At 37.5% G+C, this 24,678-nt stretch carries 21 protein-coding genes and 1 tRNA gene; 6 read left to right on the top strand and 16 right to left on the bottom strand.

Annotated features, from left to right (window positions below; all coding sequences use genetic code 11):
• Positions 1–51 precede the first annotated feature (51 nt).
• From pbpC to EG849_RS07455, 3 genes are all read right to left on the bottom strand, one after another.
• The gene (pbpC, locus tag EG849_RS07465; protein WP_125012455.1) at positions 52–2,424 is read right to left on the bottom strand and encodes a penicillin-binding protein 1C; all 2,373 of its coding nucleotides are present in this window, start codon (positions 2,422–2,424) and stop codon (positions 52–54) included.
• 146 nt (positions 2,425–2,570) lie between these two features.
• On the bottom strand, positions 2,571–8,069 hold the full coding sequence (locus EG849_RS07460; RefSeq protein ID WP_125012454.1) for an alpha-2-macroglobulin family protein: 5,499 nt from the start codon (positions 8,067–8,069) through the stop codon (positions 2,571–2,573).
• Between the two features lie 180 nt (positions 8,070–8,249).
• Positions 8,250–8,693, bottom strand: a complete 444-nt coding sequence (locus EG849_RS07455) for a nucleoside deaminase (RefSeq protein ID WP_125012453.1) — start codon at positions 8,691–8,693, stop codon at positions 8,250–8,252.
• Between the two features lie 86 nt (positions 8,694–8,779).
• Between EG849_RS07455 and EG849_RS07450 the strand changes: the two genes are divergently transcribed.
• The gene (locus tag EG849_RS07450; RefSeq protein WP_125012452.1) at positions 8,780–10,549 is read left to right on the top strand and encodes a 1-deoxy-D-xylulose-5-phosphate synthase; all 1,770 of its coding nucleotides are present in this window, start codon (positions 8,780–8,782) and stop codon (positions 10,547–10,549) included.
• Between the two features lie 41 nt (positions 10,550–10,590).
• Positions 10,591–11,565, top strand: coding sequence for a DUF3078 domain-containing protein (locus tag EG849_RS07445; protein ID WP_125012451.1), 975 nt, complete (start codon positions 10,591–10,593; stop codon positions 11,563–11,565).
• Position 11,566: 1 nt separating this feature from the next.
• Here EG849_RS07445 and dgt read toward each other — a convergent pair whose 3' ends face one another.
• The 9 genes from dgt to EG849_RS07400 all read right to left on the bottom strand — a co-directional run bounded on the left by dgt (position 11,567) and on the right by EG849_RS07400 (position 19,461).
• The gene (dgt, locus tag EG849_RS07440; protein WP_125012560.1) at positions 11,567–12,916 is read right to left on the bottom strand and encodes a dGTP triphosphohydrolase; all 1,350 of its coding nucleotides are present in this window, start codon (positions 12,914–12,916) and stop codon (positions 11,567–11,569) included.
• Positions 12,917–12,951: 35 nt separating this feature from the next.
• Positions 12,952–13,464: an RDD family protein gene (locus EG849_RS07435; protein WP_125012450.1), complete on the bottom strand. Its 513-nt coding sequence runs from the start codon at positions 13,462–13,464 to the stop codon at positions 12,952–12,954.
• Positions 13,465–13,469: 5 nt separating this feature from the next.
• The gene (locus tag EG849_RS07430; protein WP_125012449.1) at positions 13,470–13,697 is read right to left on the bottom strand and encodes a hypothetical protein; all 228 of its coding nucleotides are present in this window, start codon (positions 13,695–13,697) and stop codon (positions 13,470–13,472) included.
• Between the two features lie 11 nt (positions 13,698–13,708).
• Positions 13,709–14,413, bottom strand: a complete 705-nt coding sequence (locus EG849_RS07425) for an AAA family ATPase (protein ID WP_125012448.1) — start codon at positions 14,411–14,413, stop codon at positions 13,709–13,711.
• 77 nt (positions 14,414–14,490) lie between these two features.
• A complete protein-coding gene (locus tag EG849_RS07420) occupies positions 14,491–14,775 on the bottom strand; it encodes a type II toxin-antitoxin system RelE/ParE family toxin (protein ID WP_125012447.1) in 285 nt (94 codons plus the stop codon).
• Positions 14,772–14,990: a hypothetical protein gene (locus EG849_RS07415; protein ID WP_125012446.1), complete on the bottom strand. Its 219-nt coding sequence runs from the start codon at positions 14,988–14,990 to the stop codon at positions 14,772–14,774. The genes EG849_RS07420 and EG849_RS07415 overlap by 4 nt, the downstream gene beginning before the upstream one ends.
• Positions 14,991–15,081: 91 nt before the next feature.
• Complete coding sequence (locus EG849_RS07410) at positions 15,082–17,520, bottom strand: ribonucleoside-diphosphate reductase subunit alpha (RefSeq protein ID WP_125012445.1); 2,439 nt, start codon at positions 17,518–17,520, stop codon at positions 15,082–15,084.
• A gap of 111 nt (positions 17,521–17,631) precedes the next feature.
• Positions 17,632–18,621: a ribonucleotide-diphosphate reductase subunit beta gene (locus EG849_RS07405; RefSeq protein ID WP_125012444.1), complete on the bottom strand. Its 990-nt coding sequence runs from the start codon at positions 18,619–18,621 to the stop codon at positions 17,632–17,634.
• Positions 18,622–18,891: 270 nt separating this feature from the next.
• Positions 18,892–19,461 carry a DUF3109 family protein gene (locus EG849_RS07400; protein ID WP_125012443.1) on the bottom strand — a complete coding sequence of 190 codons (570 nt, stop codon included), beginning with the start codon at positions 19,459–19,461 and terminating at the stop codon, positions 18,892–18,894.
• A 169-nt stretch (positions 19,462–19,630) separates the two neighbouring features.
• On the opposite strand from EG849_RS07400, the gene EG849_RS07395 reads away from it, so the two are divergent.
• From EG849_RS07395 to EG849_RS07385, 3 genes are read left to right on the top strand one after another with little or no spacing between them, the layout of a single operon-like run.
• The gene (locus EG849_RS07395; protein WP_125012442.1) at positions 19,631–20,206 is read left to right on the top strand and encodes a MarC family protein; all 576 of its coding nucleotides are present in this window, start codon (positions 19,631–19,633) and stop codon (positions 20,204–20,206) included.
• A gap of 50 nt (positions 20,207–20,256) precedes the next feature.
• Positions 20,257–20,457, top strand: a complete 201-nt coding sequence (locus EG849_RS07390) for a hypothetical protein (protein WP_125012441.1) — start codon at positions 20,257–20,259, stop codon at positions 20,455–20,457.
• 2 nt (positions 20,458–20,459) lie between these two features.
• Positions 20,460–21,074, top strand: coding sequence for an FAD-dependent oxidoreductase (locus tag EG849_RS07385; protein WP_125012440.1), 615 nt, complete (start codon positions 20,460–20,462; stop codon positions 21,072–21,074).
• 64 nt (positions 21,075–21,138) lie between these two features.
• Here EG849_RS07385 and EG849_RS07380 read toward each other — a convergent pair whose 3' ends face one another.
• From EG849_RS07380 to EG849_RS07365, 4 genes are all read right to left on the bottom strand, one after another.
• Positions 21,139–22,713, bottom strand: coding sequence for a S41 family peptidase (locus EG849_RS07380; RefSeq protein WP_125012439.1), 1,575 nt, complete (start codon positions 22,711–22,713; stop codon positions 21,139–21,141).
• Positions 22,703–23,143 (bottom strand): deoxycytidylate deaminase, encoded by a 441-nt coding sequence (locus EG849_RS07375; RefSeq protein WP_125012438.1) that lies wholly within the window; start codon positions 23,141–23,143, stop codon positions 22,703–22,705. The genes EG849_RS07380 and EG849_RS07375 overlap by 11 nt, the downstream gene beginning before the upstream one ends.
• Before the next feature lie 84 nt (positions 23,144–23,227).
• Positions 23,228–23,677: a 6-pyruvoyl trahydropterin synthase family protein gene (locus EG849_RS07370; protein WP_125012437.1), complete on the bottom strand. Its 450-nt coding sequence runs from the start codon at positions 23,675–23,677 to the stop codon at positions 23,228–23,230.
• 26 nt (positions 23,678–23,703) lie between these two features.
• Positions 23,704–24,471 carry an enoyl-CoA hydratase/isomerase family protein gene (locus EG849_RS07365; protein WP_125012436.1) on the bottom strand — a complete coding sequence of 256 codons (768 nt, stop codon included), beginning with the start codon at positions 24,469–24,471 and terminating at the stop codon, positions 23,704–23,706.
• Positions 24,472–24,572: 101 nt separating this feature from the next.
• Between EG849_RS07365 and EG849_RS07360 the strand changes: the two genes are divergently transcribed.
• A tRNA-Ala gene (locus EG849_RS07360) sits at positions 24,573–24,646 on the top strand.
• Positions 24,647–24,678 lie beyond the last annotated feature (32 nt).

Raw genomic sequence — 24,678 nt, 5'->3', positions numbered from 1 at the left:
TGAAACTTTGCGAAAAAACTTTGCGCTTCTTTGCGTTATAAATTAAAATTATTAACGAACAATCTCAACTTTCCTGCTAATCTCATTCCCAAATTCATCTGTCACCGTAATATAATAAATACCTGTTTTTGCCTGAACTGACATTTCATGAAACGTTTGAGTTGTTCCTAAAAATTCGCTGTTCAGATACCAAAATAATTTTGCCTTGGAATTTGAATGCGCCACTTTTAATACGAAAGGCTGAATTTCTCCAGTAAAATCTTTAGTCAAATACATTTTTCCGTTTTCTTTCGGATAAATAAAATCCATAGAATAAGAAGCATTCCCTAAGCAATCTTCCCGAAAAGGAGGCAAGGAAACATAATTGATATGTTTGCTTTTATAATACATTTCCATTACCGGAGGCAAAACAAACCACGGTTTTGAAACCATATTTTCCATATTTTCACAATTGCTATTCACTTGAAATTGTTCGGATTTATCTAAATGTACTATTTTGTGATACGGACAAACAGTCGTCATTTTGCTTCTCAACGGAATCCATTGTTTGACTTTTGGGCAATATTCTCCCGCAATATGACCGCTTAATTGACAAACTTCCGCTTCTTCTAAATCATCAAAAGGTGTGGCAAACCATTTTTTTCTTGGCAATAAATTAAAAACGTCAAATAAAATCGGAGCCGCACTTCCAACGCCAGTCAAAGACGGACGGCCTTCACCAGAAGCATTCCCCACCCAAACTCCGACAACATATTTAGAATTGGTACCGATGGCCCAACCATCGCGATTTCCAAAACTGGTTCCTGTTTTCCATGCAATTTCCAACGAAGAATCATAGAATTTCCAAGCCTCGTCGCCTTCGGGGCGGTTGACTTCTTTCATAGCATTATACGTCAGCCAAATGGAACCCGCACCGAGATTCTTTTCATCATACGAATCTTTTCCAAAATCGGCTTTTTTTCCGAGCGACCAATTCAAATCTGTGAATTCATTGGTTCTATATTTGGCTGAATTTTGGGTAAAATAATTAACCGTGGAACTTAATCCTGCATAGGTTTTTGTCAAATCCCAAAGATTGCTTTCTGCACCACCAAGAATCAACGACAGTCCATAATGATTTGGATGCTTATTGATATCACGCAATTTAAATTTCTGCAATTGGTCATAAAAACGATACACGCCGTGGTCTTTCAGCATTAAAACCGAAGGAATATTCAACGATCGCGACAACGCTCGATGAGCCGGAACTGCACCATCATAAGTCAAATCAAAATTCTTCGGACTATAACCTGCAATCTGCGTAGGAATATCCGGAACCAGAGTATTCGGCAGAATTTCTCCTTCGTCTAACATTGAAGCGTATAAAAACGGCTTCAAAATACTTCCCGTGCTTCTTGGCGCCGTGATAATATCAACATCTTTTTGATGCGCCACATCTGTTGGCGAATTCCCGACGTAACTAATGATATTTCTGGTTTCAACATCCACGATTATTATGGCCAGATTGTGAATTTCAGATTGCCGGTATTGATTGTAATACTGTGTTGCAATTTGATTCACCCTATTTTGCAGAGCGTATTTCACCGTAGTTTTTATTCTTTCGCCATCCTTTTTCCTGGCAACATTTTGCAATAAATGTGGCGCAATCTGTGGTAAATCATATGGTTTTTGTGGCAAATCTTCTATAACAGAAGTCTCATAAGTAGTTTTATCAATGACTTCTTCTTCGTATAATTTCTTCAGCAACCCATTTCTCTTGTTCAATAATCGTTGCTGATTCTTTCCAGGATAGATTAAACTGGGAGCATTTGGCAAAACTGCCAAAGTTGCCGTTTCTGCCCATGAAAGCTGGTGCGGTTGCACTCCGAAATAACGCCATGACGCCATTTCCAAGCCGACAACATTACCGCCATAAGGCGCGTGCGCGGCGTATAATTCAACAATTTTTTCTTTGGAATACCTGAATTCCAATCGCGTAGCCAAAACCAATTCAATAATTTTTTCAAAATAACTGCGGTTTTTTCCATCTCTTGAAAGTCGGATGACTTGCTGTGTCAAAGTACTTCCGCCACGGACTACTTTTCCTGCTTGGTAATTTTGTTGCACGGCTTTTACCATCGCCACAGGATTGAATCCGGGGTGTTTGTAAAAATGTTCGTCTTCAAAATAAACAATGCATTTTTTAAATTTTTCTGGAATAGAATCTTGTGCAGGAAATCGCCATTGGCCGTCTTTTGCAATTTTTGCTCCTAATAATTCACCTTCTTCACTTTCAATTACGGTGGAATAGGGCTGTTCAAAAAGTGTTCTGGGCAAACAAAAATAATACGCAATCAAGAGCAACCCGAAGAAAATGGATTTCTTTGGATTGCTTTTTATTTTATGGAAAATGCGTTTTGAAAACGCTTTTATTCGGTTCAGCAAAGTTTACAAAAGTTCAAATAGTTTCTCAAATAGCCCCGATGTCAGTGACTACCCTTTCTTTTTTTTCTTTAAAAAAAGAAAGATAGTGCTGAACAGCGGGAAAATGGATGGCTGAAAAAGCCCAAGCTTTTCGCTTCAAATTAATATTACTTCACTACATCTACCCATTTTCCTTGCGTTCTTGCAAAATAAGAATTGTCATACATTGCTTCGCATTGCACGCCCGGAAGGTAATATTTACCAAGATATGATGCGTTTAAAAGTATCCTGAACGTCTTGGTTTCATTGGATTTTAGCTCAAAATAAAAATTAGTTCGGTCGTCGCGAATATCGGTGTAATCGACTTTATTGTCAGCAAAACTGCCGTAATCGGTGAAACGCGTGTTGACAATTTCCCAACCTGATGGAATAATCTGCGTCAATGCCACATTTTCAACGCGTTCGCCTTTCATATTGGCAACGGTAACTTCGGCAACAAATTCGGTTCCTTGCGAAAGTGAAGCCACATTTATCGTATTTCCTTTTCGGTCTTTAAAGACGATATCAGTTGCCAATCCTCGCTGTTCAGTCTGTTCTTGACCGATCGGAAGAATACCGCTTGAAATTACTTTAACATATAAAGTCGTGTTTTTATTGTTTTTAATGGTCACCGCATTTCTGCCAGCCGAAACTTGTAATGTCCTGTCTGCAAAAGTTTTGGCGGTTTTTATGGCTTCTGATTTTCCTTTGCTTGTAAACGTTACATCGATGCCTTTTGTACCGTTTTGGCCTGCAAATTTAGACATAGAATACAAACAATAGGCACTGGTCTGCGTTGACATCCATTGGTTTGAAGACATACTTTTCGCCAATTTATTTGCCATTGCAAATGCTTCACTTTTTTTGCCTAACAACAATAAAGTTTCCAAAGCCATCGCACGGTTTCTATCGCTTGAACCATAATAATAGTAATAGCCATATTCTTGTTCGCCATCAATCGTGCTTTGGTTCAATAATGCCAAACCGACATTTTTTTGGCCGGATAATGCATAAGCGGCGGCCAATCTCAATTTGGTTTCATTAGAAATTCCAGAGGTTTCACGCAACCTGTTCATCGAAGATAAATCTGGAGCGCCGGCTAAAGCCAAAGTGTAAAGTCGGTATGCTTGCGCAAAATCATTATGATAGGCTTCATAATAACGCCATTGTTTTGCATTTTTAGACTGATAAGAAATCCACTGTTTTTTGACATTTGCCGGAAGCGCATATCCTTTTCTTTCGGCTTCAATCAAAAAATGCCCGACATAAGAAGTGCTCCAATCATCAGGATTTTGCTGTCCTTGCCAATAAGCGAAACCGCCGTTTGCGACTTGAAACTGCGCTAATTTTTGGATTCCTGCCGTTACATTTTTCTGGATTTTTGCTTTCCTATTAGCATCAATATCGGCAATATCGGCCAAATATAATTGCGGAAAGACACCCGAAGTCGTTTGTTCCAAACAGCCGTGCGGATATTGAATAAGATAATCCAGACGCTTGTTGAAATCCATTGAAGGAAAAGCTGAAACTTCTAATTTCGCTTTATTGGTTCCGACCACGCCAAAAGCTTCCCAATTTATTGTTCCTGAACTGTTGGGTTCCAAAACCAATTCTTTGTAATGCTGAGTTACCGGATTTGGATTTACCACATCCAATTCTACATCAAAACTGGCTTTTTCATTTCCAGAAGTAGCGAGAACGGTTACTTTTCCGATTCCGGTGATAGCGCCAACTTCCAAATCAAAATAAGCAATTTTCTCATCTGGATTTACAATTGACATTGACTGTTTTGAAGAAGAAATTACCCTGAAACCATTGTTAGTTTTGATTTGCAACGATACATTTTTTACGTGTTTTTCCATAGCAAAAACAGTCACTGGCAACGTCACTTTTTCGCCCGGAGATACTTTTCGTGGTAACGAAGCCAGAATCATCAACGGATTTCTGACCGGAGTTGCTTTTTCCACACTTCCATAAGCGCTTGCTTCCGCGTTTCCAGCAATAACCATCGTTCTGACAGAACCCACATATTTTGGAATGGTAACGGTATGCGCTTTTGTCTGCCCTTTTGGCAATGAAAATGGCCCGAGATAAATGACCACAGGTTTAAAACGATTGGCTTTTTTAGTTTGGCCTCCACCTAAATCTTCGTCCCCACCAATGCTGAAAATCTGGTTGACTTTTCCGCCGTACGCTCCGATAACATCGTCATAAACATCCCAAGTTTTAACACCCAAAGCTTCTTTGGCATAAAAACTATTCCATGCATTTGGTGTTTTAAATCGGGTTAAGTCAAGCAACCCTTCGTCTACTATTGCAAGGGTGTACGTCATTGCTTTTCCTGATTTTTCGCTGACTTTTATTGTGGTTTTCAGTTCTGGTTTCAGCACATCTGGCATTACAATTTGAGGCTCTAAAACCGTATTTTTATCGACTACTTCAATCGGAATAATTCCGTACAAACGAATCGGCGAATCATTTTTCGTGGACGCGTGCGGTTGTAGGAGCGTAATGTGAATGAACACATTTGGCGCCATTTTTTCAGTAATTTCGATTTCAACTTGCGTTTCGCCTTTTTTGGTTTTTGTCCAAAGCGTCTGCACCACCTGCGAACCGCTTTCTAATGAAATCAAAGCACGGCTTCCTTCGCTTGACGGAAACGAAACGATTGCTTTTTCGCCCACATTATATTTTTCTTTATCCGAAGAAAAAACCAGCATTTTAGCTTCTTGCCCTGTTGTATTTCTTGTTTTTCCTGACCAGTAAGGCCAATCAATCATCACGGTTTCACCAGAAGAATGGCCTCCGTTTGGATCCGTAACTCGTACCAAATATCTTCCCCACTCGTCTTCATCCGCAGAAAATTGGAAACGCGCTTTTCCGGAACCATCCGTGTTTACCGATTGCGAATAAAACGGCGTATTTGTAGAGGAAGAACTGTAATTTGACAAATCATCCGAAGCATCCCACCACCAGCGCCAATTAACTTTGTACACTCGAACTTCCAGATTTCTTACGGCTTTTGGACGACCATTTTCATCAACCGTAATAATATCAAAAGCATTGCTTTTTCCGGTTTCAAGCATTCCATATTTGTTTGGTTCTGGTTTTTTTACACCCACATAAGTTTCAAACGGAGAATACGTTGCCGTGATGACATCCGTACTAAAATCGCCTCCATTTTCATAGGCTTTTGTAATAAATGTGGCTTTCAACATTCCCGGTGCTTGCGATTGCAATTTGGGTTGGATGCTGACATTTGCTTGACCCGTTTCATCAATTTTTCCAGAATAAATATTTACTTCTTCCGTAGAAAATTTTCGCGCTGGATCATCAAAGACATATTTACTATAATTTTTAAATTCTGTTTTCTGTGCTGTAAATTTTGCCTGCATTTCTAACTTCAAGTCTTTTGCAATAGCGCCGTGAAGCCAAGAAACGCTGACCCTCGCATCGTTTGGATGGAATGCAGAAAGCGTTTTTCCGTCAAAACCATTTTTGATCCGCAAGCGATTTGGCTTGATCGTTTCAATTTTTACAGATTTGTAAAATCGCGCGCCTCCGACAGAAACTACGGCTTCATAATTTCCGGTTGGTGCATTTTGTTGCGTGTTAAACGCAAAACGATAATGGTTTAAATCTGAATACTGCTGTACTTTTTGATATACTATTTTTCCGTTTGGATCGGTCAATTTCAATTTTATCGGATGCGTATTTGGCAATCGGCTCGATTTATCATTCAATAAAAACGACAAATAAATGGTATCGCCCGGACGCCAAACGCCTCTTTCGCCATAAATAAATCCTTTTAAACCTTTTTGCAACGATTCGCCATCGACATTAAAACTGCTGACAGATTGTGAATTTCCGTCGTCAAGTTTAACGTATGTCGTGTTATTGTCTTTTTTAATTATGGCAAAAAAGGCTTTTTTATCCAATGTCAAATGAACCGTTCCGTCTCCATCTGTGGTTACTGAAGTCAGTTTTTGCTTTTGGTAATTGTACAAATCAATTGTTGCTTCAGAAACCGGTTCTGTTGTTACAATATTATTTACGGCAAAGAAATAGGAGTTGTTTTCACCCCGTTTTGCAATTACACCTAAGTCGGTTGCTAAAATATTAGTGGCAATTTTTTTATTGGAATAAAACGATCGGTCACACGGATTATCGCGTTCATTCCAGTTGTAATCATAGTCGTAATAGTCATAATCATACGAATCATATCCAGACATTTCATCAAAATCTCCCTCTTCTTCAACTTCTTCAGGTTCGTCTTCCCTGGAAGCATCACATTTATAAAGCGAATATGACTTTTTGATGGTCATTTCCACGCGGTAAATCGCGCCTTGTTCTGGCTTGATCAAGATGGATAAATCGATCGAATAGGTATTCCATTTTTTATAGTTAGCCAATTTATTCGCAGTCAATTCTAAAGTTTTTTTGGCAATCGGTAGCGACACTTTTCGCAAATCATAATTGCCATTCAGCTGATTGTCTTGCAAGAACTGAAGCACATTATTTTCAAAAATGCGATAGACTTTTACATCTACTTTTTTCAAATTGGCGGCTTCAAAATTGACTTTTAAATTATTGGAACTTGGCAAAATAGTACCGCTTTTCACAAAACGAACTTCGGGTTTTATCTGCTCAAAAGTGATTTTTGCGGCATATCCTTCTTTCATTTTAAAGCCGTCGGTGTTTTCAATTCCTTGAAAGACTTCTAACAATAATTTTCCGTCTAAAGCAATATCTGAAAATACTTTTAAAACGTTTCCGTCAACGCCGTATCTTAAATTATTAGCCGTTTCAAGAGCTACCAGTCCGCTAAAATTTTGGTCTTTATTAATGGGATCTGAAAAATTAATATGAACCGATTGGTTGTTTTCATCACCAATTTTCACATCCACAATCTTAAAATTGTCTTTACCAGGAATGGCAAATTCTAGCTCCCCTTTTCGTTCAATATCTTCATCGGCTCCATCCCATTTTATCAACACAGAACTGTCTTCATTTCCACGTTGGATTTTATCGATTACAAAAGAAAACTCCGTCCCCGATTTTACAGCTTCGTTGAATTTTATTTCAAGTTTTTTTCCGTTTTGTGTTGCCGAAACGAGTTTTTTTGCGGTAGCCAAATCCATATCATCAGCCGTTTTTAAAATCATATTTAAAAACTGTGATTCCTTGCTGTACGATTGCAGGTCTTGGACTTCTGCTTTAAAATCTTGGGCAATTGTTTTTACCGTAAATTTAAATTCAGACAACTTTTTCGGGACATCAACTAGTTTCGAAAGATTCATCGTTACTTGATATTGCTCGTTTTGCTTCAACTTTTTCTTCGGCTGAAAAGCGATGATGTTGTTTGGCAAAATCACTACTTCTCCATCGACACTTGGCGAAATGTCAAAAATATCTTTGCCTAATTTTTCGTTCGGTTTCCATTCGGTTTTTGAAAATGCCAAACCCACTTGAATTGGCGCATTGGCAGAAATAGTTCCCGAAGAAAAGCTCGTGACATAATCTTTATATTGAGAGAAATCAGAATCAAAATCTGCTGGTGAAGACTTTTTACAGGCGTTTAAGAAAAAAAACACGGAAAGCAAGAGCAGTACTTTTTGAGTTTTCATAAAAGGTGGGTTTGAGTTTGAACGTAAATAGAGGCAGGTCAAGGTCATAAAACAAAAGTACCTAGCCACTTTTGTTCCATAACTAAAGAAGAGCATTCTTTATTATAATAAATATAGGATTAATTTTTAAAACTATTAGTAAGAATTTTTACTAATATAATTTCTTGTGTTATTGTTCGCCTATTTACGTTTTTCCACAAAAAATCGCTTCATCAAACTCGAAGCTTCTTCTTCTAAAACGCCAAATTCAACAACTGTTTTGGGATGCAATTTGGTTCCTAAAGTCATAAAACCGCGTTGTTCATCTCTCGCGCCAAAGACAATTTTGGATATTTGGCTCCAATATAAAGCGCCGGCACACATTTGGCACGGTTCTAAAGTGACATACAAAGTGCAATTTTTAAGGTATTTTCCGCCTAAGAAATTGGCAGCAGCTGTGATGGATTGCATTTCGGCATGAGCGGTAACGTCATTCAGCATTTCGCTCAAATTATGACTTCTGGCAATCACTCGATTTTCAACAACAATTATGGCACCCACAGGAATCTCGCCTTTGTCAAAAGCCGAATGTGCTTCTTGCAAAGCCTTCCTCATAAAATATTCGTCGGTGAAAATGTTTTCCATATAAATGCCAAGAATTCATGAATTTGGTTTTTCTGAAATCGCTTTGTTGCGTGTAAAAATACGATTTCAAATTGTACCTTTGCCTTATGTCGAAAAATTTACTCCAAAATATAAATTCTCCTACTGACTTGCGCCAAATTCCAGAACAGGATTTGCCACAGCTTGCCCGAGAATTGCGTGATTTTATCATCGATATTGTTTCGGTTAAAGAAGGCCATCTTGGCGCAAGCCTTGGCGTGGTTGAGTTGACCATTGCGTTGCATTATGTTTTCAACACGCCCGAAGATTTATTGGTTTGGGATGTGGGCCATCAAGCGTATGGACATAAAATCTTGACCGGAAGAAAAGATAATTTTGATACCAACCGCCAATTGGGCGGTATTTCTGGTTTCCCAAAAAGAAGTGAAAGTGAGTATGATACTTTTGGCGTAGGCCACTCTTCTACCGCCATTTCAGCGTCTTTGGGAATGGCGATTGCTTCTAATTTAAACGGAAATTTAGACAAAAATCATATTGCCGTGGTTGGCGATGCTTCGATTGCCTCAGGAATGGCGTTTGAAGGCTTGAACCACGCAGGAGTTACCGATGCTAATTTATTGGTGATTTTAAACGACAACGCCATCGGGATTGACCCAAGTGTTGGCGCTTTAAAAAACTATCTTACTTCGGTAAAAGAAGGAAAAAATCCGCGCCAGAACAACATGATCAAATCCTTGAATTTTGATTATTCAGGACCGATTGACGGACACGATATTTTTGCCGTAATTAAAGAATTGCGTCGCTTAAAAAACACCAAAGGACCTAAGTTTTTACACCTAATTACGACCAAAGGTAAAGGTTTAGAACAAGCTGAAAAAGACCAAGTAAAATACCACGCTCCGGGAAAATTTGATAAATTGACAGGCGAAATCATCTTTACATCAGAAGAAAACCTCCCTCCTAAATTCCAGGATGTTTTTGGGCTGACCCTTTTAGAATTGGCCGGAAAAAATGAAAAAATTATAGGAATTACTCCGGCCATGCCCTCGGGAAGTTCGTTAAAATTTATGATGGATGCTTTTCCAAAACGTGCTTTTGATGTAGGAATTGCCGAACAGCACGCCGTCACTCTGTCTGCCGGAATGGCGACTCAAGGCATGATTGTGTATTGCAATATTTACTCTACATTTTTGCAACGCGCTTATGATCAATTGATTCACGACGTAGCGTTGCAAAATCTTCCCGTCATTTTTTGTCTGGACCGGGCCGGTTTGGTTGGCGAAGACGGTGCGACACACCACGGCGTTTTTGATTTGGCGTATCTGCGATGCATTCCGAATATGATTATTTATTCTCCAATGAATGAAATTGAGCTTCGAAACATTTTGTACACCGCACAATTAGGCTTAAACCACCCGATTGCGATTCGTTACCCGAGAGGGCGAGGTGAAATTATGGATTGGAAAAAACCTTTTGAAAAAATAGAAATCGGCAAAGCCAAATTATTAAAAAAAGGAAGTCGGATTGCGATACTTTCCAACGGGTTTATTGGCACAAATGTCATTCCTGCTTTGGCGGAAATTAAAAACCCGCATGACTTTGCACATTATGACTTTTCATTTGTAAAACCGCTGGATGAAAATTTGCTTCATGAAATATTTAAAACCTTTGAAAATATCATAACATTAGAAAATGGCACAATAAAAGGTGGGTTTGGCAGTTCTATAATAGAGTTTGCTTCAACAAATGGCTATTTAATTCCTATAAAAACACTGGGGATTCCAGATGAATTTATAGAACAGGGTACCGTTGAAGAATTACAAAAATATAGCAAAATCGATCCAAAAAGTTTAAAAAACACTTTCGAAAGCTATTGAAATTGCAGACTTTTGCAAAACCAAAATATAATATGCATGCTATGAGGTTACATTTTTTTATTCTCGGATTATTTCTTTCCCTTTTTTCCAATTCTTTCGCACAATCAGTTGACACCATCAAAGTAAACAAACCTGACAGCATTATCATTCCAAAAGTAGTTTCTTATTGGAAAAGTGAAAATATCATTGGATTTGATTTAAATGAAATTGCTTTCGTTAACTGGAACGCTGGAGGAAACAGCGCTATCTCAGGGCTTATTAAAGGAACTTTCACCAGAAAATATCAAAACGGGAATCTAAAATGGAACAATGAGTTGATCATGCGCTACGGCGTCAGCAAACAAGATGGCGTTGAGTTGCGAAAAACGGACGATGCATTGCAGTTCACTTCCACTTTTGGCTATAGAAAAGACACAACTTCAAATTGGTACCATTCTGCAAAATTTAATTTCAATACCCAGTTCACGAGCGGTTATGCGTATCCAAATACCGAACTGGCGATTTCAAAACCCTTTGCGCCAGCTTATACTTTCCTTGGGGTCGGTGCTGAATTTAACAATAAAAAGAAAAATTTACAGCTCTATATTTCTCCCCTGACACTTAAGAACACCATGGTTTTAGACCAAAGATTGGCTGACCAAGGTGCTTTTGGGGTTGATAAAGCTATTTATGACCCACTAACTGGTAGAAAAATAAGAAGTGGTAAAAACTCACGAACAGAGCTTGGTTTCTTATTCACAAACAATTACAAAACTGAAATCGTCAAGAATATCAAGCTAGAAAACAAATTAACGCTGTATAGTGACTACATCAATAATTTTGGAAACATTGATGTTGACTGGCAATTACAACTTGATTTTATCGTAAACAAATATGTTCGCGCCAACATAAACACGCACGTAATTTATGATGACGACATTAAAGCGAAAGAAGAAATTGCGGGTGAACAGGTTATTGTGGGCCCAAAAATTCAGTTGAAACAAATGCTGGGCGTTGGCTTGATTTATAGCATTTAAACTATAATTTCTTCCTTCCGTTGATGGTATTAAATAATTCTAAAGCATTTCCGTCGGTCAAAAGCGACACATAATGGCAAATATGAAGCAATCTGTGATACAGACTTTCTTTGTCATTATGAAGGAACTTCTCAGGCAGCATTTTCAGCAATAGATTGTCATAATTGGATGCTTCTCCATGGAACTTATTGTTGAAAGCCGTGATGAATTTATCCAACAAGGTTTGGATGATTTGATAGCCCACTACTTCTTTTTCGATCACTTCCCTGCTTTGGTAAATGTTTTTCACGCTCAAGGCAATGATGTCATTCATTTGAACGGTGTATTTGCTTTTTTCGGTTAAAGCATACGGAAACTTTCCTTGCAGGATCAGTTCTTCATTTTCAACAAAAACCTTCACTGCATCGTTGATCAAGCTTCCAATGGCAAGCGCCCTCAAGTAACTGATTCGGTCTTCTTTAGTGGTCAGTGCATTGAATTTAGGCGTATCAATGCTGTCTTTTACCAACTTGATTAAATATTCCAGAGCAAAATCTTCAGATACTAGACCAAGATTTATTCCGTCTTCAAAATCAATAATCGTGTAGCAGATATCATCGGCAGCTTCTACCAAATATGCCAACGGATGCCTTTCAAAACCAACATCACTTCCGGTTTTATTCGAAATCATCCCTAATTCTTTCGCCACTTCTTCAAAGAATATTTTATCCGTTTGAAAAAAACCATATTTTTTATCGGCAATATTTTTCGTTGGTTTCTTCGGAAGCGATTCCTTCGGATATTTCATAAATGCTCCCAAAGTGGCATACGAAAGCCTTAAACCGCCCTCAATTCCAGGGCGGGTCGCTGACAAGAGTGAAAACCCGTTGGCATTTCCTTCGAAATCAATCAAGTCTTGCCATTCTTTTTCAGAAAGCTGGTCTTGGAATATCTTGCCGTTTCCAATCTTGAAATATTCGCCGATAGCCTTTTCACCCGAATGCCCAAATGGCGGATTCCCAATGTCATGCGCCAAGGATGCCGCTGCCACAATCGCTCCGAAATCATTCGGCTGATACCCGTGGACTTCTTTTAAATGCGGGTATTTTTCGATAATTTTTTTTCCAACCAATCTTCCAATTGAACGTCCAACAACCGAAACTTCCAAGCTGTGTGTCAATCTGGTGTGCACGAAATCAGTTTTTGAAAGCGGGATAACTTGTGTTTTATCTTGAAGGCTTCTGAAAGGTGCAGAAAATATGATTCGGTCATAATCTACTTCAAAACCAAGACGTGTGTCGTCTTGCTCTTTTCGCAGTCTCTTGCCTTTGTCGCCTTGTCTTTTTAACGATAAAAGTTGTTCCCAGTTCATCATTGGATGCTTGATTTAAGATTTTAATTTAGAATTTATTCTTCTGATTTACCGATATCTTCCAGTGAATTATGCGCTCTTTTTCTTTCTTCCAAAACCTGTTTTTTTACAACATACGTGTTTGAAATACTGTCGTGCCAGCCTTTATTTGGAATAAACAAAAAAGAAAATTGCTCAAACGGAATTAATCTACAAAGCGAACGATTCAATATTTCATTTGTAGTTGGTTTTTCACCCATTTCATTGACAACAATAGTATTTGTAATAAATTTACCAACAGATTGCGCGAAAAATATTTCAAAAAAATTATAATACACCAACACGATTACCGCTCCGAGCGCATATTTTTCAATTTGATTGATCGCTTCCATTCTTGCAATAACAGCCTCATTTCCTGTCAGCATCGCAACAAATGCGATAACAAAAGAAATGCCAATGACAATGATAATTTGAATGATGTAATCAATGATGTAGTTGGCAAAACGCTGTCCCATTGTTGCGTAAATCTCATCATCAAATTCAAATGGTTTTAACCTTCTGTATTCCATAAAAACTATTCCTTTTTATTTGCAAGAAAGAACAATTTTGATTTCTTTGGATATTTCTCGTAGGTTTTATCACTTGGATTTTCGATAACCGTTTTCAAGTTTACTTCGTCGCCAATTTTAAAAGTTGCTTCCACTTGCTGGTAATCTAAAAGATAAGGACCGCAAAAATAGTTTCCGTTTTCGTCTTTTTCGATAATTCCTGTGTAAACCCCTTTTTGATTTTCTTTTGCCATTTTGTTTTTATTTATTGTAATTTACTTAATTCGTCTAAAATTATATTATTCTTAACCTGCTTAAAAACCGCATCTTTTGCTTCTGAAAAAGAAACATCAAACTGCTTTTCTATATTTTGATATTTTACCGGAAACTTTGCCAATAACTTGCTGTAATATTCCTCAAGAAGCATTTTTGATGGTGATTCAAATTCTAATTTCAACTCAAATCTTCTGACCAAGGCTTCGTCAATCATCTGAATCTGGTTTGTTGCCGCAATCAAAACTGAGTTCTTCGGAAAGTTGTCAATCAATTGCAGAATCGCATTCACAACGCGTTTCATTTCACTGCTGTCTTTGTTGTCGTAATCCCGGATCTGTCCCAAAGAATCAAATTCGTCAAAAAACAACACCGAGTTTTCATAATTGGCTTCCTTAAAAATGCTTTGCACATTTTTTGACGTTTCACCCAATTTTGAAGAAACAATCGACGCCAGATTTATGATAAAAATATTTTTATCCAATGCTTTTGCAATTGCTTTTGCCGTCATTGTTTTGCCACAGCCTGTTTTTCCAAACAGCAATATTTTATTTGCCACCGGAAGTTCATACTGCTGTAAAATGGCCGAAAACTGATGCTCGCGCAAAAATTGAGCAATCTGTTCTGAAACTGATTTTTCAAAAACAACATCCTTTAAATCGACATCTTCGCGGTCTCTGAAATATAAAGTGCTCAAGGTTTCCGTAATTTGTTTGCAAATATAGTGAGACTAAAACTATTGCTTAAAAAAACAGCCATCAAAATGACGGCTGTTTAAAATTTATGTATTTCTTTTCGGGTATCGTAAAATCCCAGCAAATAAAGATTGCCAGAAAATGTTTTGTAATAAAGAATGGTTTTCTTATTTATAACCGCTTTTCGAACTTGTGTTTTCAGTTGGCAGATGGAGAAAATTTCAGGCTTCCTGCTAATGGAATGTACCATTGAAATTACATCAAAATAGTAATCTTGCGCAACTAAAAGACCGAAATCCACTTCAATATATTCAATGATTTCGTTTAAGGTATATTCAGAATTCTCCGTCCAAACTACATTCATTTAGATTCAAATTTCTTTGAAAAACGCTCCATCACTTCTTTATGAGAAGAGACTTTTCCGAGTTCAATATCTTTTAGTCCTTTTTGGATTATTTGATTTTCAAAATCTGAAATTTCAATTTCTTCCTTTAAATCAAGAATTTTTTCGATGATTTTTTCATCTTTCAAATTATTAATCCACCGCAAAATATTTTCTTTCTCGACTGTAATATCCATAATATCAAGATTTAGAAGTCAAATTTACAAATAAAAATAAAAAAAGAGCTGTCAATTAACAGCTCTTTTTAATATGATTGTGTTCTAAAAATTAAGACCCGCACATTTCGCAATCATCTGGCTCAGCAGATTGTGCTCTTTGCAACATGGCTTTAAAATCATTCACATCAATTGGTTCTACATCTGCAGAAACATTGGGCGCTAATTTTTTAGCTGGCGCCGAAGCAACTTCTGCTTCAACCAAAACCGGTTCTGCCTTTTTATCGTTGTTTAACGTAAATTTAATCGCATCAACCGCAGATTTTGTTCTCAAATAATACATTCCTGTTTTCAAACCTGACTGCCAAGCATAAAAGTGCATTGAAGTCAGTTTTGAGAAGTTTGCATTTTCCATAAACAAGTTCAACGACTGTGATTGGTCAATGAAATAACCTCTTTGGCGTGACATATCTAAGATGTCTTTCATACTCATTTCCCAAACCGTTTTGTACAATGCTTTGATATCCGCCGGAATTACATCGATATTTTGAACTGATCCGTTGTGGCGCATGATTTCTTGTTTCAACGATTCGTTCCAGATTCCAAGCTCTACTAAATCTTCTAATAAATGCTTGTTTACCACGATGAACTCTCCAGAAAGCGTTCTTCTTGTATAAATATTTGAAGTGTAAGGCTCAAAAGCTTCGTTATTTCCAAGGATTTGAGAAGTCGAAGCAGTTGGCATTGGAGCCACTAATAGTGAGTTTCTCACACCGTGTTTCACCACTTCTGTTCTTAATGAAGCCCAATCCCAACGGCCAGAAAGTTCTTCGTCTTTCAATCCCCAAAGGTTGTATTGAAATTCTCCTTGAGAAATCGGCGAACCTTGGAAAGTCGAATAAGGACCTTCTATTTTTGACAATTCCATCGAAGCGGTAACTGCCGCAAAATAAAGGGTTTCAAAAATTTCTTGGTTCAATTTTTTCGCTTCGTCACTTGTGAAAGGCATTCTCAACAAGATGAACGCATCAGCCAACCCTTGCACTCCCAAACCAACCGGCCTGTGGCGAACGTTAGAATTTTCTGCTTCTTTTACAGGATAATAATTTCTGTCAATTACTTTATTCAAGTTCAATGTTACTCGATTGGTAACATCGAATAATTTTTGGTGATCAAATTTTCCATTTTCAACGAACATTGGCAATGAAATTGAAGCCAAATTACAAACTGCAACTTCATCAGGCGAAGTAAATTCGATGATTTCTGTACATAAATTTGAAGAACGAATGGTTCCTAAATTCTTTTGGTTTGATTTTCTGTTCGCTGCATCTTTATACAACATATAAGGAAGACCCGTTTCTATTTGAGATTCAAGAATTTTTTCCCAAATTTCTCTAGCTTTAATGGTTTTTCTACCTTTTCCTGCTGCTTCATAACCCAAATACAGCGCATCAAATTCTTCACTATGAACATCTGATAATCCTGGACATTCGTTAGGGCACATCAATGTCCAAGTCGTGTCTTCTTGAACACGTTTCATAAACAAATCCGGAATCCACATGCCAAGGAACAAGTCACGTGTTCTCATTTCTTCTTTACCGTGATTTTTTCTCAAATCAAGGAAATCAAAAATATCGGCATGCCAAGGTTCGATGTACATTGCAAAGCTACCTTTACGTTTTCCACCACCCTGATCTACATAACGAGCCGTCATATCATAAACTCTCAACATCGGAACAATTCCGTTTGAAGTTCCGTTTGTACCGCTGATGTAGGAACCTGTGGCTCTCACGTTGTGAATTGCCAAACCGATTCCTCCCGCTGATTGCGAGATTTTTGCCGTTTGTTTTAATGTATCGTAAATCCCGTCAATACTGTCATCTTTCATGGTCAATAAGAAACAAGACGACATCTGGGGTTTTGGAGTTCCTGCGTTGAAAAGTGTTGGCGTTGCGTGCGTAAAGAATTTTTTAGACATCAATTCATACGTTTCGATCGCAGCAGCAATATCTTCTTTATGGATTCCAACAGAAACACGCATCAACATATGCTGTGGTCTTTCAACGATTTTACCGTTGATTTTCAACAAGTAAGAACGCTCTAATGTTTTAAATCCGAAGTAATCGTAGTTAAAATCTCTGTTATAAATGATAACTGAATCTAATTCTTGTGCGTTATTTTTAATAATTTCAAAAACATCATCTGCCAATAACGGAGCCGCAGTTCCAGTTCTTGGATTGATGTAATGGTACATATCATGCATCGTTTCTGAGAACGATTTTTTGGTATTCTTGTGCAAATTCGAAACTGCAATTCGGGCCGCCAATTGAGCATAGTCTGGATGCGAAATCGTCATTGAAGCTGCAGTTTCTGCTGCAAGATTATCTAATTCAGAAGTCGTAACTCCGTCATACAATCCTTCAATAACACGCATTGCCACTTTAACCGGATCAACCAAATCGTTTAATCCGTAGCATAATTTACTTACTCTATCCGTAATTTTATCAAACATTACTGGCTCTCTATTGCCGTCTCTTTTTACTACATACATATTTTTCGAATTTTGAGTGTTGTTTCATTTGCACTGACGTGCGTTCATTTTTTTATTTTTTTTCTAAGAAGAAAACTTAAAGGCTTTGTAACTCAGAGCTTCAGCTTCTTATTAAAAATCAGCGTCAAAGCTAATTTTCTGAGAATCGCTGTCACCTTGAGATCCGCTGTTCATGACACCCGCTTTTTGGTATTCAGAAACCCGTTTTTCAAAGAAATTTGTTTTTCCTTGCAACGAAATCATATCCATAAAATCAAACGGATTTGAAGAATTGTACACTCTTTCGCATCCTAATTCCACTAACAATCTATCCGTTACGAACTCTAAATATTGCGCCATCAAAGTCGCATTCATTCCGATCAAGCTTGCCGGAAGCGACTCAGTAATAAACTCTCTTTCGATATTAAGAGCATCCACCAAAATCTCTTTGATTCTTTCTTTTGAAACTTTATTGATCAAGTGATGGTTGTGCAAATGCACTGCAAAATCACAGTGTACGCCTTCGTCACGAGAAATCAATTCGTTTGAAAAAGTCAATCCTGGCATCAATCCGCGCTTTTTCAACCAGAAGATAGAACAGAAAGCTCCTGAAAAGAAAATTCCTTCTACTGCTGCAAAAGCGATTAATCTTTCGGCAAAAGAGTCAGATTCAATCCATTTTAAAGCCCAGTCTGCTTTTTTCTTGATGGCTGGAAAAACATCCAGAGCACGGAACAATTGGTCTTTTTCAGTTTCATCCTTCACATAGGTATCGATCAATAGTGAATAGGTTTCACTATGGATATTTTCCATCATGATCTGGAAACCGTAAAAGAATTTTGCTTCTGCATATTGCACTTCGTTTACGAAATTCTCCGCTAAATTTTCATTAACGATTCCGTCAGAAGCTGCAAAAAACGCCAAAATATGTTTGATGAAATATTTTTCATCTTCGCTCAATTTATTATTCCAGTCGTTCAAATCTTGGTGCAAGTCAATTTCTTCCGCTGTCCAAAAACTGGCCTCCATTTTTTTATACCAGTCCCAAATATCGTGGTGCTTGATTGGAAAAATGACAAATCGGTTCTTGTTTTCTTGTAAAATTGGTTCTATTGCAGACATATTCAATTGACTTTTATATTGTTGCGAAAAAGGATTTTTCGTTATTTCAGAGATACAAAGATTGGCATTTCTTACGGTTTAAAAAAGCCAAAACAATTCAAACTTATCCACAATTGCGCATAGTTTTGAACAAAGCATTTTTTTATTCTTCTTTTTCTTAAAAAATACAAAATGCTGAAAAACAAGCAATTGCGAAATAAAATATTTGCAATTGCCCGTAAACTATAGGATTTTAATTAGGGGTAAATCCTTAAAAAGGATTAAGAAAATTTATTGATTTTTTAACTCCGCAGCCACTTTTTCAAGTTCCATATACCAATCTTCACCAAAGCGTCTGACAAGCGCTTCTTTTACAAATTTATATACCGGGACTTCTAATTCTTTGCCTAAAGAACAGGCATCGTCACAAATATCCCATTTATCATAATTTACTGCTGCAAATTCTGAGAAATCTTTAATCCGTATGGGATACAAATGGCACGAGACTGGTTTTTTCCAGTCAATTATTCCTTGATTATAGGCTTGCTCAATTCCGCAAAGCGCGGTTTTTCCGTCAAAGATGACGTAAGCACAATCTTTATCATCAATCAGCGGTGTTTCTAATTCGCCATCGGTTCCGGTTACCCAAGTACCTTGCGCTTCAATCGCAGCAATTCCTTCTTTTCGAAGAAAGGGCTTCACTTTTGGATAAATGGCTTTCAAGATTTTGGTTTCCTCTTCATTTAATGGCGCACCTGCATCTCCATCCACGCAACAAGCGCCTTTGCATGCTGAAAGATTGCATACAAATTCCTTTTCTAATATGTCTTCAGAGACAATGGTTTTTCCTATTTGAAACATGCGGCAAAGATACGATTTGGATTTGAGATTTGAGAATTTAGCATTGAGAATTTAGATATTAACGCAATAATCAGATTTCCAGTATTTTACTAGGTAAAAATTTAACGTATACTTTGCTAATTTATCGCATAAATAAAATAATTTTGCGCCTTTCAAAAAAACAGTAATTATGGGCTTTGACTGGAGAGAAATTTTTACCGCAAGCATGGTGTTATTCGCAGTAATTGACATCGTTGGAAGTATTCCTATTATAGTTGATTTACGTACAAAAGTCGGCTACATTCAATCGGAAAAAGCTTCGATTGTGGCCTGTGTGATCATGATCGCTTTTCTTTTTGTTGGAGAAGAAATTTTAAAATTAATTGGAATCAACGCCAGCTCTTTTGCCGTGGCCGGTTCGTTTGTCTTATTTTTTCTGGCACTGGAGATGATTCTCGGCATTCGATTATACAAAGAAGACAATCCGAGCACGGCTTCTATCGTGCCCATTGCTTTTCCATTAATCGCTGGAGCCGGAACGATGACTACAATTCTATCGCTTCGTGCCGAATATGAAAAAATAAATATTATTATGGCGATAATCATAAATATAATTGTAGTTTTCGCCGTTCTAAAGTCTTCCGCGAAAATCGAGAAATTACTTGGTGAAAACGGACTTGGAGTCATCCGAAAAATATTTGGGGTGATTTTATTAGCCATTGCTGTTAAATTATTTGGCGCCAATGTTAAAGGGCTTTTCATCTAAAATAGATTTTATTAATTTCACGGTCTCATAAATAGACAACCCATCTTATAATGAAGATTTTTACTTACATATTAATAGTTTTAGCTTTAGCATTAATCGTATTTAACATTACAATTTTAGACTTCGACCATCTTTTTGAAGGCGATAGCGTTGTGGGCTTAATCGGCATTGCAGCTTCTTTTTGTGCTATTTTCATTCTTTTAATTTTTAGAATGTCAAAAATGATTGAAGAAAAAACCAAAGACAGGTAATCATGTTTGATGTTTTAATCATTGGTGGCGGCGTTTCTGGAATGTCCTGCGCATTGGTCTTAGGTTCTGCAGGAAATAAAGCTTTTGCAGCTGATAAAAAAGTCGGGATTTTTACACACCAAAAAGCATCAAACCTTCAAGATGCTTTATTTAACAATGCTTACGGAATTCCGGCTGGAAAATTAGGCTCGGAAATCATGTCAGAAAGCATCGAACAATTACACACACTTTATCCTCAAGTAGAACAAATTTCTAACGAAAAAGTGCTTCGCGTGGAGGGAGAATTCCCGAATTTTACCGTTGTAACCAACAAAGCTTCTTACCAGACAAAAATGATTGTTGTGGCGGTCAATGCTTCGAATACTTTTGCCATTGAAGGATTGATGCATTATGTGATTCCGCATAAAAAAGTAATTGTTGAGAAAAACAGAATCCAACTTCAGAACGAAGACCATTTAGTTTCAGAAGGAATTTATGTAGCCGGAACTTTGGCAGGCTGGAGAAGCCAATTGTCAATTGCCGCCGGAAGCGGCGCTTCTGTTGCCACAGATATTCTTACTTTGTGGAATGAAGGAAAACATTCTCAAGTCCATGACAGCATTAGAAATAAAGAATAATTTCAAAAAATTCACTTGGATTCATGAAATAATTTTTCATACGTAAACTTCTGGCTTCAAAATTTTATTTATTTTCCAAAACCGCTTTAATCATTGCATCTTCTTTCAGAACGATTTCATAATATTTATCGTCTCCGTATAACTGCCTTGCAAATTCAGCAGCGAGATAGCGTTTTACAAGATTTTTGGTATGTTTCAAATTCAACAACACCGCATTTTTAACCAAATATTTCTGGAAACTTTGAAAATAGACATCTGAGTTGTCCATTTTTTCTTGAAACTGAGCAAATGTCAATCCCTTAAACTCTTTTCTGTTTTTGTCCAATTGCTCAAATGCGAAGTAACCCACCAAACCAGATTGCATTAAATAAGCAATGCTTTCCTCGCCGTGTTCTACTTCCAAAGGCACAAAAATATCAGGAACGATACCGCCTCCGCCATAAACAATTCGCCCTTTTGGCGTTTTGAATTTTAAAGTATCGGCTACTTTTATACTGTCTGATTTGTACAATTCCCCTGAATCAAAACGTTTTTCAAATTCCTTGAAATATTCTTCACTTCCTTTTTCATACGATTTTTGGATCGAACGACCGGTTGGCGTGTAATATCGAGCAACTGTCAATCGCACTGCAGAACCATCGCCCAAAGGCATTTCTCGCTGTACCAAGCCTTTTCCAAAAGAGCGTCTTCCAACAATCAAACCTCGGTCGTTATCTTGAATCGCTCCTGCCAAAATTTCGCTTGCAGAAGCACTATTTTCATTAATCAAGACGTATACTTTTCCGTCTTCAAAACTACCATTCTTAGTAGCAAAGGTCCTGTCGATCCTGCCTTTTTTGTTTTTAGTAAATACGATAAGGGCGTCGTCTTTCAAGAAATCGTCGGCCATTTCAATTGCCTTGTCTAAATAACCCCCGCCATTGTCGCGAACATCAATAATCATTGACTTGGCACCTTGTTTTTTCAAGCTTAACAAACCGCTTTCGAATTCGTCATAAGTGGTTTCAGCAAAACGATTCACCTTGATATAACCCGTCGTGGGATTTACCATCACAGCAACATCCACGCTTTTTATCGGAACAATATCCCGTTTTACCTTAACTTTTATTTTTTTGTTTTCACTTTTTCGATAAATCGTAAGTTCGACTTCTGACCCTACGCTTCCTTTTAATTTAGAAAACAGCGTATCGTTTGTAATTTTTTTACCGAAAAGTTTGTAGTTATTTGCGAAAAGAATTCGGTCACCCGATTTGATTCCTGCTTTTTCAGAAGGACCGCCTTCCACCGGTTTTATGACCGCTACAGAATCATTGTACATATAAAAGTTAACCCCGATTCCCACGAAATCGCCTTTCATACTTTGCGAAACTTCCTCCATCTCATTCTTGGCAATATAAACGGAATGAGGATCCAGTTTATCTAAAATTCCGGTGACAGTCAAGTCAACAATCGAATCCGTATTGACATTATCGACATATTCCCGGTCGATAAAGTCAAGTAATTTGTTTAATTTATTTTTGGGATTAGTTTTAGAAAAAGCGACGCCTTGGGTTGGAAAATTAAGCATTCCACCCAAAACCACTCCCAAAGCTAGAGCGGTGAAAATAACAATCGGCAAAAATATTTTCTTATTTTTCATTCATTTCGGTTTCAGAGATATGCACAACCTCAACACCAGCTTCTTTTAAAAATTCAATTCCAGATTCGTCTTTGTAACCGTCTTGATACACCACTCTTTTGATCCCAGATTGGTGGATCAATTTACTGCATTCCTTGCAAGGTGAAAGTGTGATATATAATGTCGCTTTTTCACAAGATTGTGTAGAACCAGCTACTTTTAAAATCGCATTTGCTTCGGCATGAAGTACATACCAAAGCGTTAATCCGTCAGCGCCCTCACAGCAATTTTCAAATCCGGATGGCGTACCGTTGTATCCGTCAGAAATTATCATTCTATCTTTAACAATAATTGCGCCAACTTGTTTTCTGTTGCAATATGAAAGTCGGCTCCACTCTTTTGCAATGCGCAAATAAGCTTTGTCGTATTTATTTAATTTCTGTGGATTCATTTTTTAAGTTTCTGAGATGCTAAGTTTCTAAGTTCACAATTTTGCGTATTGGCTTTGTGAGCCCTATATAATAAAGTAGTACGCCTAATTATCACTTTGAAACCACTCTGCAAAAGAAGTATCAGTTTCTTGCAATCTTAGTGAATGTAAATTTATGTTTTCTGGCAATCTGCTTTTTATTTTAGCAGCAAAATCAATCACCATATTTTCACTTGTTGGCTGATAATCAACTAAAATAACGTGATGATCACGATTTTGCAATTCTTTTGCCAATTCAATGTGTGGCGTATTTTTATTGAAAACAGTCGCATGGTCAAAATTGTCAACAATTTCCTCTTTTACGATTTTTTTCAAATCTGTAAAATCAATCACCATCCCAAATTTCACATTATTTACATCTGTTATCGGGCTTCCAATAACGGTTACCGACAGCTTATAACTGTGACCGTGCACATTTTTGCATTTTCCGTCATAGCCGTAAAGTGCGTGGCCGGTTTCGAAACTAAATTGCTTGGTAATTCTGATTTTGCTCATTCTATTGTATTTGGGTACAAATTTAGTTACTTTTTAAATTGGTTCAGGGCATTTTTAGTAAAATCTGACAAAACCAATTTCCCTGAAATCGCAGCTCTTTCCATTAACAGAGCATCCCATTTTTCAGTGCCTTCCCAAAGGACTTTTTTCATCTCTGACAAAGCTTCAGGATTGTACTTTGCTAATTTTGAAGTAAAAATTTCTAATTCTTTATCTAACTCTTCAGTGGTTTCAAAAACCTTGGCAAACATTCCTTTTTCTTGAGCCCAATAGGCCGTTTTCCATTCGTGGGCCGCCAAAGTCATTTCTGCCAAAGCGCCTTTCCCTACTTTTCGAGAAACGGCTGGTTCAATTACAAAAGGCCCAATTCCGATTGCCAATTCAGATAATTTCACCGAACTGCCAACTGTTGCAAAAGCATAATCGCAGGCAGAAGCCAGGCCAACGCCTCCTCCTACCGCCTTTCCGTGGATTCTTCCGATGATTAATTTAGAGCATTTTCGCATCGCGTTTATTACGTTAGCGAATCCAGAGAAGAATTTTGCACCTTCTTTTAAAGTCGAAACCGCAAGTAATTCGTCAAAAGAAGCACCCGCACAAAACGCGCCTTCGCCTTGGCTTTTCAAAACAATCAGACTTACTTCATCATTTTTACTCAAAGCATTCAATTCATCTGTCAACCTTTCCAGCAACTCGCTAGGAAACGAATTGCTTGCCGGATGCCCGAATTCAACAGTGGCAATCTTATTAAGTATAGTGGTGTAAAGTGATCCGTTTTCTCTATCTGTAATCATAAAAAATTTATTTGTTCGTAAAGTTACGGTTTTGAAAAATATTTTCAAGGCCAGCTATTTGGTTTTTGAAAATTAAATGACTTTATTTGCGGAATACTTTTGGGGGATTAGCTCATTTGGCTAGAGCGCTTGCCTGGCAGGCAAGAGGTGGTCGGTTCGAATCCGATATTCTCCACTATTTTCTACAAACCTTCTGTTCGCTTTGAA

Source organism: Flavobacterium macacae, from assembly GCF_003865365.1.
Lineage (GTDB): Bacteria > Bacteroidota > Bacteroidia > Flavobacteriales > Flavobacteriaceae > Flavobacterium > Flavobacterium macacae.
This window is presented reverse-complemented; position numbering and strand designations above follow the sequence as displayed.

Bases quoted from the DNA above. Each gene is read 5' to 3' on its own strand.
- EG849_RS07460 (WP_125012454.1), bottom strand. From the start codon at position 8,069: ATGAAAACTCAAAAAGTACTGCTCTTGCTTTCCGTGTTTTTTTTCTTA.
- EG849_RS07455 (WP_125012453.1), bottom strand. From the start codon at position 8,693: ATGGAAAACATTTTCACCGACGAATATTTTATGAGGAAGGCTTTGCAA.
- EG849_RS07450 (WP_125012452.1), top strand. From the start codon at position 8,780: ATGTCGAAAAATTTACTCCAAAATATAAATTCTCCTACTGACTTGCGC.
- EG849_RS07445 (WP_125012451.1), top strand. From the start codon at position 10,591: ATGAGGTTACATTTTTTTATTCTCGGATTATTTCTTTCCCTTTTTTCC.
- dgt (WP_125012560.1), bottom strand. From the start codon at position 12,916: ATGAACTGGGAACAACTTTTATCGTTAAAAAGACAAGGCGACAAAGGC.
- EG849_RS07435 (WP_125012450.1), bottom strand. From the start codon at position 13,464: ATGGAATACAGAAGGTTAAAACCATTTGAATTTGATGATGAGATTTAC.
- EG849_RS07430 (WP_125012449.1), bottom strand. From the start codon at position 13,697: ATGGCAAAAGAAAATCAAAAAGGGGTTTACACAGGAATTATCGAAAAA.
- EG849_RS07420 (WP_125012447.1), bottom strand. From the start codon at position 14,775: ATGAATGTAGTTTGGACGGAGAATTCTGAATATACCTTAAACGAAATC.
- EG849_RS07415 (WP_125012446.1), bottom strand. From the start codon at position 14,990: ATGGATATTACAGTCGAGAAAGAAAATATTTTGCGGTGGATTAATAAT.
- EG849_RS07410 (WP_125012445.1), bottom strand. From the start codon at position 17,520: ATGTATGTAGTAAAAAGAGACGGCAATAGAGAGCCAGTAATGTTTGAT.
- EG849_RS07405 (WP_125012444.1), bottom strand. From the start codon at position 18,621: ATGTCTGCAATAGAACCAATTTTACAAGAAAACAAGAACCGATTTGTC.
- EG849_RS07400 (WP_125012443.1), bottom strand. From the start codon at position 19,461: ATGTTTCAAATAGGAAAAACCATTGTCTCTGAAGACATATTAGAAAAG.
- EG849_RS07395 (WP_125012442.1), top strand. From the start codon at position 19,631: ATGGGCTTTGACTGGAGAGAAATTTTTACCGCAAGCATGGTGTTATTC.
- EG849_RS07390 (WP_125012441.1), top strand. From the start codon at position 20,257: ATGAAGATTTTTACTTACATATTAATAGTTTTAGCTTTAGCATTAATC.
- EG849_RS07385 (WP_125012440.1), top strand. From the start codon at position 20,460: ATGTTTGATGTTTTAATCATTGGTGGCGGCGTTTCTGGAATGTCCTGC.
- EG849_RS07380 (WP_125012439.1), bottom strand. From the start codon at position 22,713: ATGAAAAATAAGAAAATATTTTTGCCGATTGTTATTTTCACCGCTCTA.
- EG849_RS07375 (WP_125012438.1), bottom strand. From the start codon at position 23,143: ATGAATCCACAGAAATTAAATAAATACGACAAAGCTTATTTGCGCATT.
- EG849_RS07370 (WP_125012437.1), bottom strand. From the start codon at position 23,677: ATGAGCAAAATCAGAATTACCAAGCAATTTAGTTTCGAAACCGGCCAC.
- EG849_RS07365 (WP_125012436.1), bottom strand. From the start codon at position 24,471: ATGATTACAGATAGAGAAAACGGATCACTTTACACCACTATACTTAAT.